The sequence below is a fragment of the Rhizobium sp. 'Codium 1' genome (assembly GCF_020889605.1).
In the GTDB taxonomy this organism is placed as follows: domain Bacteria; phylum Pseudomonadota; class Alphaproteobacteria; order Rhizobiales; family Rhizobiaceae; genus Allorhizobium; species Allorhizobium algae.
Window position 1 is genome coordinate 335,341 of sequence record NZ_JAJGPW010000002.1, and the last position, 11,240, is coordinate 346,580.

Genomic DNA, 11,240 nt, shown 5'->3' on the forward strand with positions numbered 1-11,240 from the left:
ATCGTCAGAGGTTCCAGACTTTTGGCACAGAAGCGCCCCCGCGCAAGGCTGAAATGATGGGTAGAAGTATTTTTCTCAAGGCAAATCCGTCGCTGGCCGAGACACGGGCAACAAGCTTGCCTTGCCAATGACTTACGCCGCCCATTTCTTCACCGATCTGCTCACGGATTGGGCGGATCAGCGCTTCGGCGCGCGGGCTGACAAGGATGAGCGTGGCAAAGGCGACGCGACCGGCAAGGACGGCGGGCGCCGCCACGAGGCCAGCGACATCTCCCTCCAGCTTGAGGTCTTCGGCATGCAGCAATTGTCCGTCACGCCGGATCCGCCAGCGGTCGCGTACAAGACCCCGGCTCATCGCCTCGCCCATGGCCTTGCGACCGAGCAGGATCGCCTCGACGGCGAGGAACTCGGCGTCTTCGGCAAGATCGACGTCCAGTCGGCGGGTGAGAGATGCATTGTCGAAGAGGATGCTTTCCTGTGGCAGCCAGTGCATTTTGGCGCCCGGGCCCACCTCGATACGGGTGGTAATCTGGCCAGTGCCGGCAGATGCCTTGTAGATCTTCTCGCAGGCCTGCGTCGTCGCGGTGAGAAAACAACCGGGACCCGCCCTGAAATTCCAGTCGAACTGGTCACCGCCGGTAATGCCGCCGGCGGTGTTGATGATGACAGCCTCCAGTTCGTCGCTGAAGGTCTCGGGGAGGCGGATCTTCGCCGCCCCTTCCTGATAGAGCTCGGCGATGCGCGTGCGCCCACCGAGCGACTTGGTTACAAGTCGTCCGACACCAACGGCACGTTGCTGTCTGGTTTGCTGGTTCGCGTGCACCTTGCCCCCTGCCCGCCATCGCTGATCGCGGCGGTTTTCTGTGTGTCGGCGCAGGCAGCATCGATCGCGACCGTCGCAATCATTTCGCCGCCCGACGCCTTGAAGAACTCCCACATTCTATCGGTCGCATCAACCTCGCGGATCGCCTTGTCGTCTTTGCTGGAGGCAAGCTGGAACCGGATCGTCCGGGCGGGCCAGGCATGATCGGCACTCGCGATCACATAGGAGACGACGCTGGTGCCCGCGCGGCAATCGGTATGGGTCGATACGTCAGCGTTCTCGCCCGCCTCGAGGGATGCCCGCGTCGCGCAGCCATTCAGTTCCGCCCAGCGGTTGAGCGCCACTTCGCCGCCATAACGCCAATAGGCCCGTCCACCGCCCTCGAACGGATTGACGTGATCCTTCCTGCCCGAGAAGGCAATGATCGATACGGGCCGGCTAGGCTGGCAGCTTTCGCGACGCGGCTGCCAAACGCCGTTTTCCTCCACCGGCGTGCCGGCACGAAGCCCCATGACGAAGCCAGCCGCGGCAAAGTCGCCAAAGCCGTTGCAGATATACTGAGACAGCATCCGTCCGCCACCGGAATAGCCGGAAGCATAGACCTTCGTGCCGTCGATGCAGAGCGTTTCCTTCGCAAGCTTCAGAAGCTGACGGATAGCGGCGGATTCATCTGCTCCCTGACCTGCGGTAACACCGGGCACGTTCCAGGCATGCGTATTGGGCAATTCGCCCTTCAGACTTCCGGCGAGCGCCATGACCACGAAGCCCTCGCGCTCGGCAACCTCGTTCCAGTGGCTGCGACCGATCTGAACCGCCGGATTGCTGTTCGAACCGTGGAAATCGAGGACCAGCGGAACCTTCTTCTTCCCTGAGTAATTTGAGGGAATGACATAGATCGCCTCGCGTTCGACGCCTCCGGACTGGAACGTCAGCCTATGCTGGCCGGGCTCGATCGGCTCTCCGCAGCCTGCCGCATGGGCGGCAACGCTGGAGACTCCCAAGAGAAAAAGCCCCGCGACCACGCGCAATATACCGCGTGCCCGCACGTGTGGGAAAACCGTGCTGGTTGTCATGGATGTGCCTTCTGTTCGCAGATGCGCGTTCAACACCACGCGTGTCCCCAGCATCAACCCGACTTCGCTAATAAATCATCAACCCTGTCTTGCAAAATCATACGGTCAGGTGACGCCGCGCCTCCGGCGTATCGAGCGTTTCGGCCGCCCCCTGATGCACGATCTCGCCGCGATCCATGATGTAAACATGGTCGGCCAGCTCCCGGCAGAAATCGAGATATTGCTCGACGAGCAGGATCGCCATGCCGGTCGTATCGCGCAGATAGCGGATCGCCCGACCGATATCCTTGATGATGGATGGCTGGATGCCCTCGGTCGGTTCGTCGAGCACCAGGATCTTCGGCCGCGTCACCATGGCCCGCCCGATCGCGAGCTGCTGCTGCTGCCCACCGGACAAGTCCCCACCACGCCGCGACAGCATCGTGTCCAGCACCGGGAAGAGAGCAAAGATATCATCCGGGATAAAGCGGTCCTTGCGCTCGAGCGGAGCATAGCCGGTTTCGAGGTTTTCCTTGACGGTCAGAAGCGGAAAGATTTCCCGGCCCTGCGGCACGTAACCCACACCCGTGCGCGCCCGGTTGAAAGGCGCCATGCCGTTGAGCTTTTCGCCGTTGAAGCTGATCGTCCCGGCCGTCACGGCATGCTGGCCTGTGATGGCGCGCAACAGCGACGACTTGCCGACCCCGTTACGGCCGAGCACGCAGGTGATCTTGCCCATCTCGGCATTGATCGACACACCCCTGAGAGCCTGTGCGGCGCCGTAGTGCAGATTGACGTTTTCGACTGTCAGCATGATGCGGGATCCTCGCTTGGTTGGTGCAAGGGGTCACCCCCTGTGTGGGAGAGGCCCGGCAGGGCCGAGAGGCGTAAGCCTGGAACTGCGCCCATCGTCACCGCCCCAAATAGTTCTCGATGACCTTCTGGTCATTCGAGACGTAATCGATCGAACCTTCCGCCAGCACCGAGCCTTCCGCCAGGCACGTCACCTTGACGCCGAGATCGCGGATGAAGCCCATGTCGTGTTCGACCACGACGACGGAGCGGGTTTTCGCGATTTCCTTGAGGAGAATGGCCGTTTCCGCCGTCTCGGCATCCGTCATGCCCGCCACCGGCTCGTCGACCAGGAGAAGCTTCGGCTCTTGGGCGAGCAACATGCCGATCTCCAGCCACTGCTTCTGGCCATGGGAAAGGTTGGCAGCGAGCTCGTCCTTGCGATGGGTCAGGCGCACTGTCTCCAGAATTTCCTCGATGCGCGCCTTGTCCTGCGCCGTCAGGCGGTAAAACAGCGTTGCGAACACGCCGCGCTTGCGGTTGAGCGCCAGTTCGAGATTGTCCCAGACCGTATGGCTGTCGAAGACGGTCGGCTTCTGGAACTTGCGGCCGATCCCGAGCTGGGCGATCTCCGCCTCGTCCCGACTGGTCAGGTCGATCTTTCCTCCGTCGAAAAAGACCTCGCCACTGTCGGGCCGGGTCTTGCCGGTGATGATGTCCATCATCGTCGTCTTGCCGGCGCCATTCGGGCCGATGATCGCCCTGAGCTCGCCAGGCTCGACGATGAACGAGAGCGAATTCAGCGCCTTGAAACCGTCAAACGAGACGGAGACACCGTTGAGATAGAGCAGGCTGGACGTTGTCTTGTCGCTCATGGTCTCACTCCGCAGCCACGGGGGCCGGTTGGGGTTTCACGTCGCCATTGGCCGCGTCCTTGTCCGCCTCGCGGGCATAATCCTTGCGTTTCGCAAGGCTGGCCTGAACCGTTCCGACAATGCCCTTCGGCAGGAAGAGCGTGACGAAGATGAAGAGACCACCCAGTGCAAACAGCCAGAGATCAGGGAAGGCGCCGGTAAAGTAGCTCTTTCCGACATTGACGAGGATGGCACCGATGATTGGCCCGATCAGCGTGCCGCGACCGCCGACGGCCGTCCAGACGACCACTTCGATCGAATTGGCGGGGGCGAATTCACCGGGGTTGATGATACCGACCTGAGGCACGAAGAGCGCACCGGCAATGCCCGCCATCATTGCGGAAACGACAAAGGTGAAGAGCTTGATGTTCTCGACACGATACCCGAGAAAGCGTACGCGGCTTTCCGCATCGCGCACACCGACCAGCACCTTGCCGAATTTTGACCGGGTTATGCCGGAGGCAATGACTAGGCAAAGCGCCAGGAAGATTGCCGAGAGCGCAAAGAGCACCGCACGCGTCCCGTCCGCCTGGACGGAAAAGCCGAGGATTTCTTTGTAGTCGGTCAGGCCATTATTGCCGCCGAAACCCATGTCGTTGCGGAAGAAGGCGAGCATCAGCGCATAGGTCATCGCCTGGGTGATGATCGAGAGATAGACGCCGTTCACTCTCGAGCGGAAGGCAAACCAGCCGAAGACGAAGGCGAGCAGACCGGGAACGATCAGCACCATCGCCATGGCAACCGGGAACATGTCCATGCCGTACCAGAACCAGGGCAGTTCCTTCCAGTTCAGGAAGACCATGAAATCGGGCAGGATGGGATCGCCATACACGCCGCGGCTGCCGATCTGCCGCATCAGATACATGCCCATGGCATAGCCGCCGAGCGCGAAGAAGGCGCCGTGGCCGAGCGACAGGATCCCGCAATAACCCCAGACGAGGTCGAGCGCGAGCGCCAGAAGCGCATAGCAGAGATATTTGCCGAGCAGCGACATGATGTAGGTCGGCACATGCAGGGCGCTGTCAGGCGGCATCAGCAGGTTGAGGGCCGGAATGAGCAGCGCAAAGGCTACGAGAATGCCGGCGGCAATGAGGATCTTGCCTTCGAGTGCACGCAGGATGAAGCCGGTAATCATGCTTCCACCGCCCTTCCCTTGAGCGCGAACAGGCCGCGCGGTCGTTTCTGGATGAAGAGAATGATCAGCACGAGCACGAGGATCTTGCCGAGCACGGCGCCGACCGAGGGTTCAAGGAACTTGTTGAGAATGCCCAGCGACAAGGCGCCGACCAGCGTGCCCCAGAGATTGCCGACGCCCCCGAAGACCACGACCATGAAACTGTCGATGATGTAGGACTGACCGAGATTGGGCGAGACATTGTCGATCTGGCTGAGCGCCACACCGGCAATGCCGGCAATGCCCGAGCCGAGCGCAAAGGTGAAGGCATCGACCCAGGGTGTGCGGATGCCCATGGAGGACGCCATGCGACGGTTCTGGGTGACGGCTCGCATCTGCAGGCCGAAGGCGGAGCGCTTCATCAGTGCCAGAAGCGCAAAGAAGATGGTGAGCGAAAAGAGCACGATCCACATGCGGTTCCAGGTGATCGTCAGACCACCCAGCGCAAACGAGCCGGACATCCAGGACGGGTTGCCGACTTCCTGGTTGGTCGGGCCGAAGATCGTGCGCACGGTTTGCTGCAGGATGAGCGAAATGCCCCAGGTGGCGAGCAGCGTTTCCAGCGGCCGGCCATAGAGGAAGCGGATCACGCCGCGCTCGATGACCAGCCCGATCGCCGCCGTCACCAGGAAGGCAACGGGAAGCGCGATCGCGAGCGACCAGTCGAAGAGCTCAGGATAGCCGGTACGGATGACCTGCTGCACCATGAAGGTGGAGTAGGCCCCGATCATCACCATCTCGCCATGCGCCATGTTGATGATGCCCATCACGCCGAAGGTGATGGCAAGGCCGATGGCCGCGAGCAAAAGCACGGAGCCCAGAGAGATGCCGTACCAGACATTCTGGCCCATGTCCCAGAACAGGAGGCTGCTCTCGATTTTGGCAATTGCCGAGTCGAGATCGGGTGTGAGGCTTTCGTCGATGGTCGATGACACCGACATTAGGATGCCGATGGCCTCCCGTCCGCCAAGCGAGGCGACAGTATCGATCGCCGCACGCTTCTCATCGACTGAACGATCGGAGGCGAGCACCGAGACGGCGCGCGCCTCTTCCATGCGCGCCTTGACTTCCCGGTCCTGTTCGGTGGCGAGGGCCGTCTCGACCAGATCGAGATTTTCGGCGCTCGGCGACTGTAGAACGGCCTGCGCGGCAGCAAGCCGAACGTTGCGCTCGGGGCTGAGCAGCGTCAGGCCGCCAAGTGCGGAACGGATTGCCCGTCGGAGATTGTTGTTGACCCTGATCTTGGTGAAGGCGCCTTTCGCCTCCTCGGCGATCGTCTCGCCCGTCAGCGGATCGATGGCCGCAAGATTGCGGCCGGCGGCTTTGGTAATGACCACCTGATTGTCCGACTTGCGGAGATAGAGATCACCTTCGGCAAAGGCTTCGAGCGCCGGCACGACACGCGGATCACCCGTTGCGGCGATCTGGCCGAGCAGTTCTTCGGCCTGCTTGAAATTGGCCTTGCCGAGTGCGTTCAGGAGGTCGCGCGGCTCGCTCTGCGCGAACGAAGGCGCGGCAAGCGAGAAAAATAACAAAGTGAGTGTGATGAAACGAATGAGCATTCTCTTGTCCCCCGGATGGCTGGCAGCGGAGCCTGAGGAGCCCCTCATCCGCCGGCCGGCACCTTCTCCCCGCAAACGGGGAGAAGGAAATTTGCCGCGCCCTCGCCCATCGCGACCAGCATGCTGACTGGCCGTCCCCTCTCCCACGCTTGCGGGAGAGGTCGGAGCAACACGTTGCTCTGGCGGCGAGGGGCTGAGACCCAAAGGCTAGCTGATCAGCTACCCTTGCCGCCGCACTTGCCGGTGGCAACGTTGAAGTTGCCGCATTCCATCGGCTTGCGCCAATCGGAGATCAGGTCCTTGGAGTCAGGCAGGTAATCGGACCACTCGTCACCGACGACAGACGGGGTCTGCTGCACGATTTCAAACTGGCCATCCGCCTGGATTTCACCGATCAGGACCGGCTTGGTGATGTGGTGGTTCGGCATGACGGTCGACGTGCCGCCGGAGAGGTTCGGAACGGCCACGCCGATGATCGAGTCGAGAACGGCATCGGTCTCGGTGGTGCCGGCAGCTTCGACGGCAGCAACCCAGGCCTGGAAGCCGATATAGGCTGCTTCCATCGGGTCATTGGTCACGCGCTTGTCGTTCTTGGTGAAGGCGTGCCAGGTATCGATGAATTCGGCATTCACAGGCGCATCGACGGACTGGAAATAGTTCCAGGCGGCGAGATGGCCGACCAGCGGAGCCGTGTCGAGACCGGCGAGTTCTTCTTCACCGACGGAGAAGGCGACGACCGGAATGTCTTCGGCCTTGATGCCCTGGTTGCCCAGTTCCTTGTAGAAAGGAACGTTGGCGTCACCATTGATGGTCGAGACGACAGCAGTCTTCTTGCCTTCCGAGCCGAACTTCTTGATGTCGGATACGATCGTCTGCCAGTCGGAATGACCGAACGGCGTGTAGTTGATCATGATGTCGGCTTCGGCAACACCCTTGGACATCAGATAGGCTTTGAGGATCTTGTTGGTCGTCTGCGGATAGACGTAGTCGGTACCGGCCAGAACCCAGCGCTCGACGCCTTCGTTTTCGGCGAGATAGTCGACGGCCGGGATGGCCTGCTGGTTCGGAGCGGCACCCGTGTAGAAGATGTTGCGCGAGGATTCTTCACCCTCGTATTGGACCGGGTAGAAGAGGATCGAGTTCAGCTCTTCGAAGACCGGCAGGACGGACTTGCGCGAGGACGAGGTCCAGCAACCGAAGACGGCCGCGACCTTGTCCTTTTCGATCAGTTCGCGGGCCTTTTCGGCAAACAGCGGCCAGTCGGAGGCCGGATCGACGACGACGGCTTCGAGCTTCTTGCCGAGAACGCCACCCTTCTTGTTCTGCTCTTCGACGAGCATCAGCATGGCATCTTTCAACGTGGTTTCAGAGATTGCCATCGTGCCCGACAGCGAATGCAGGACGCCGATCTTGATGGTCTCTTCCTGGGCGAATGCGCCGTGGAAGGCCGTCGTCGACAGCATGGCGCCGAGCAGGGCGCCGGTCAGTTTCATCTTCATGGACATTGTTGTGATCCCCTCTTCTTGGTCGCAACCGGTCGGTTAATGAGTGTTAACCGTTGCTGAAGGGGACTATCGGATGCTGCGACGCAAAAACGTATACGTCGTTTAACGTAGGTCGGGGGGTAAAAGACGGAACCGGCGCCTTCGAATGCCGGTCTCCAACACATAGCGTGGCTCGAATACGATAACGGGTTGTTCGCGAGGGCGGCGAGCTTCTATATGGGAAGGAACCAAGTAAGGAAGCATGATGGAATTGCCGCCGCGCCGAAGCGCCCTCAAGGAAGCAACATGGAGCGCCCATATGGCGCTCGATGCGCTGGTCGGCGGTTTCGCGACGGCTGCCGACTATCGCCGCTACCTCGCAGGGATCGCCGCCTTTCGCCTGCCGGTCGAGGCTTGGCTCTCCCAGCATCCCCTGCCCCAGGCCTTTTCCGACTGGGAACCAGGTCTTGTCCGGGACGAACTGAGGGCCGACCTGTCCGATCTCGACACACCGGAGCCTCAGGCGCCCCGCGCCTTCGCGCCGCCCCAGGGTGACGGAATCGTCGGCTTGCTTTATGTGCTGGAAGGCTCCTCGCTCGGAGCCCGCCTCCTTGCAAAACGTGCAGAAGCCCTTGGCTTTTCAGCCGACTACGGCGCCCGACATCTTTTTTCACAAGCACGGAACTTTTCGAACTGGCGTGCGTTTTCCGAGCGTATGGAGAACGTGTGTGTATACGATGCCCGGGCAGCCGCGGACTGGGCAAACACCGCTTTCGACTATGCCCGTGATGCCTTCGAAAGCGCGATGAATGCTGACCACGCCGTCCGTTGACCTGACCAATTGCGATCGCGAGCCGATCCATATCCCCGGCGCCATACAGCCGCACGGATGTCTTATGGCCTGCGACCCCGCCATCACGACGGTCCGCCGTTACTCGGCCAACGCGCCTGACATGCTTGGCTTGCCGCCGAGACTGGATGGGCAGTCCATAGCGGACCTGTTCGGTGCCGACGTGACCCACGACATCAGAAACGCCATTGCTGCAGCGCCCGATGCGAGCCGTCCGGCGGTGATCGCCCATCTGCCGCTCGCCAACGGCCAGCATTTCGACGTTGCCGTCCATCGCCAGGTACAGGGCGCGATCCTCGAATTCGAACCGTCTCTGAGGCGCACCCAGCCCCTGCAGCTTGCGCGCGAAATGATCGGCAGGATCAGGGACATCAACGATATCGATCTCCTGATCTCCGCATCGGCAAAACTTGTTCGCACGGTGCTCGGCTACGACCGCGTGATGATCTATCGGTTCGAGGACGACGGTTCGGGAAAGGTTGCGAGCGAGGCCAAGCGGCACGATCTGGAAAGTTTCCTCGGCCAGTATTTTCCAGCGACCGACATCCCCCGCCAGGCGCGCGTCCTTTATATGCAAAACCCGATCCGGGTCATCTCGGACGCCCGGGGCCTGCGGGTAAATCTGCTGCCGGCAGCAGACGAAGTCGTTGCCCCGCTTGATCTCTCCTTTGCCCATCTGCGCAGCGTCTCGCCGATCCACTGCGAGTATCTGCGCAATATGGGCGTTGCGGCCTCCATGTCCATCTCCGTCATCGTCGATGACAGACTGTGGGGCCTGATCGCCTGCCACCACTACGCGCCAAAGACGCTCACTTTGTCGGAGCGGATCGCGGCGGAAATGTTCGGCGAGTTCTTTTCGCTGCACCTCCTTGCGCTCAAGCAGAAACGCAAGCTCGACATCGCGAACGAGGCCCGCCGCTCGCTGGATCGGTTTCTGCAGGCGGCCTCCCACCACACGGACCTCGACAATATCCTGACGAAAGCCCTGCCGGAGTTTCAGTCGCTCTTTGCCTGTGACGGCGTGGGCATGTGGATGAACGGACGCTGGACCGCCATCGGCGCCGCCCCGCCGCACGGGCGGGAAGTTGATCTCACTCGATTCGTCGGGGAAGTCGCTGACGGCCGCATCTGGTCGACGAAGGCGCTGTCGCGAGATTATCCTCCGGCTGCGGACTATTTCGAGGACGTCTCCGGCGTCATGGCAGTTCCTCTGTCGCAAATTCCGCGTGACTATCTCTTCTTCTTCCGCAAGGAGCGGCTGCAGACCCTGAACTGGGCCGGTAATCCGGAGAAGACCTATGAAAGCGGTCCTCTTGGCGACCGGCTGACCCCACGCAAGAGCTTTGCCATCTGGAAGGAAACCGTGCAGCGTCAGGCGACGCCCTGGCGCGATTCCGACTTCGAGATCGCTGAAGCGATCCGCTCGGCCATCGTCGAGATCGTCCTGCGCCATAACGAACTGATGCATGAGGAACGCAGCAAGTCGGACGTCCGCCAGCGCATGCTCAACGAAGAGCTGAACCATCGGGTAAAGAACATTCTCGCGGTGATCAAATCGCTCGTCACCGCCCCCTCGCAGGAGGATGGACCGATCCAGGATTACATCGGTTCCCTTCGCGGCCGCATTCACGCGCTGTCGCATGCACATGACCAGCTGACCCGAGGTGGTGGCGGCGGCACGCTGAACGACCTGCTCGACGCAGAACTCCTGCCCTACCGCGCCGGTCGCAGCACGATCGTCGTCAAGGGACCGCGCGCGACACTCGACGCCCGCGCCCATGCCGTGGCAGCCCTGGTCATCCACGAATTATGCACCAATGCTGCCAAATACGGCGCCCTGTCTCGCGATGGGGGAAGGCTTGAGGTCACCTGGCAGGTAAATGACGGTGGCAATTGTGTGCTGCACTGGAGCGAGACCGGTGGCCCACCCGTCGGCCCGATCGGCCGCAAGGGTTTCGGTTCGGCGCTGATCGAGCGTAGCATACCTTACGATCTCGGCGGTACGAGCCGGCTGGAATATCGTCCGGAAGGCCTCGATGCAGAGTTCTGCCTGCCGGGACGCTTCCTCACCTGGGAGAGTGAACCGGTGCATGCGGAAAAACTCCTGGAAGCCGAAGGCGGTGTGCTGGCAGGTTCTCAGAGCATCGCGGGCTTGCAGGTGCTGCTGGTGGAAGACCAGGTCCTCATTGCCATGGATGCCGAGATGATGCTTGCCGATGCGGGCATCGAGACGGTCGTCACGGCGAGTTCGAGCGGCGATGCCTTAAACCGCCTGAAGTCGTTTACGCCGTCCATCGCCGTGCTCGACATCAATCTCGGACGCGACACTTCGGTGCCCGTGGCCGAGGAATTGGTGCGCCGTGGCATCCCCTTCGTCTTCGCAACAGGTTACGATGATCGCTCGCTGGTGCCCGACGAACTCCTCTCGGTGCCGGTCGTCCGCAAGCCCTATGACGCCAGCGCTCTTGTCAGGGCTCTCGCGGATCGCCTGGCAGCCACATTGAACTCCTGAGGCAAGGCGGAACCATCCGCTCAGCGACTGTCGCAACGCCGCGGCCGCTGGCGACTGCAGCTTCATCGGCACGGAGC

General features: G+C 61.5%; 9 protein-coding genes. 2 read left to right on the forward strand and 7 right to left on the reverse strand.

Translation table 11 applies throughout. The features are described from left to right. Positions 1 to 4: 4 nt before the first annotated feature. From LJE98_RS06795 to urtA, 7 genes are all read right to left on the reverse strand, one after another. A complete protein-coding gene (locus tag LJE98_RS06795; protein ID WP_229574407.1) occupies positions 5 to 823 on the reverse strand; it encodes an urease accessory protein UreD in 819 nt (272 codons plus the stop codon). Next, positions 766 to 1,896 carry an alpha/beta hydrolase family esterase gene (locus tag LJE98_RS06800; protein WP_229574408.1) on the reverse strand — a complete coding sequence of 377 codons (1,131 nt, stop codon included), beginning with the start codon at positions 1,894 to 1,896 and terminating at the stop codon, positions 766 to 768. Before LJE98_RS06800 ends, LJE98_RS06795 begins: the two co-directional genes overlap by 58 nt. Before the next feature lie 97 nt (positions 1,897 to 1,993). Next, a complete protein-coding gene (urtE, locus tag LJE98_RS06805; RefSeq protein ID WP_229574409.1) occupies positions 1,994 to 2,689 on the reverse strand; it encodes an urea ABC transporter ATP-binding subunit UrtE in 696 nt (231 codons plus the stop codon). Between the two features lie 97 nt (positions 2,690 to 2,786). Beyond that, a complete protein-coding gene (gene urtD, locus LJE98_RS06810) occupies positions 2,787 to 3,542 on the reverse strand; it encodes an urea ABC transporter ATP-binding protein UrtD (protein ID WP_229574410.1) in 756 nt (251 codons plus the stop codon). Positions 3,543 to 3,546: 4 nt separating this feature from the next. Continuing rightward, positions 3,547 to 4,716, reverse strand: a complete 1,170-nt coding sequence (gene urtC / locus LJE98_RS06815; RefSeq protein WP_229574411.1) for an urea ABC transporter permease subunit UrtC — start codon at positions 4,714 to 4,716, stop codon at positions 3,547 to 3,549. Next, positions 4,713 to 6,317: an urea ABC transporter permease subunit UrtB gene (gene urtB / locus LJE98_RS06820; protein WP_229574412.1), complete on the reverse strand. Its 1,605-nt coding sequence runs from the start codon at positions 6,315 to 6,317 to the stop codon at positions 4,713 to 4,715. The genes urtC and urtB overlap by 4 nt, the downstream gene beginning before the upstream one ends. A 215-nt stretch (positions 6,318 to 6,532) precedes the next feature. Beyond that, on the reverse strand, positions 6,533 to 7,822 hold the full coding sequence (urtA, locus tag LJE98_RS06825) for an urea ABC transporter substrate-binding protein (RefSeq protein WP_229574413.1): 1,290 nt from the start codon (positions 7,820 to 7,822) through the stop codon (positions 6,533 to 6,535). A 241-nt stretch (positions 7,823 to 8,063) separates the two neighbouring features. Here urtA and LJE98_RS06830 point away from each other — a divergent pair, with 241 nt between their 5' ends. Next, positions 8,064 to 8,633: a biliverdin-producing heme oxygenase gene (locus tag LJE98_RS06830; protein WP_229574414.1), complete on the forward strand. Its 570-nt coding sequence runs from the start codon at positions 8,064 to 8,066 to the stop codon at positions 8,631 to 8,633. Next, positions 8,611 to 11,163 (forward strand): HWE histidine kinase domain-containing protein, encoded by a 2,553-nt coding sequence (locus LJE98_RS06835; RefSeq protein ID WP_229574415.1) that lies wholly within the window; start codon positions 8,611 to 8,613, stop codon positions 11,161 to 11,163. Before LJE98_RS06830 ends, LJE98_RS06835 begins: the two co-directional genes overlap by 23 nt. Positions 11,164 to 11,240 lie beyond the last annotated feature (77 nt).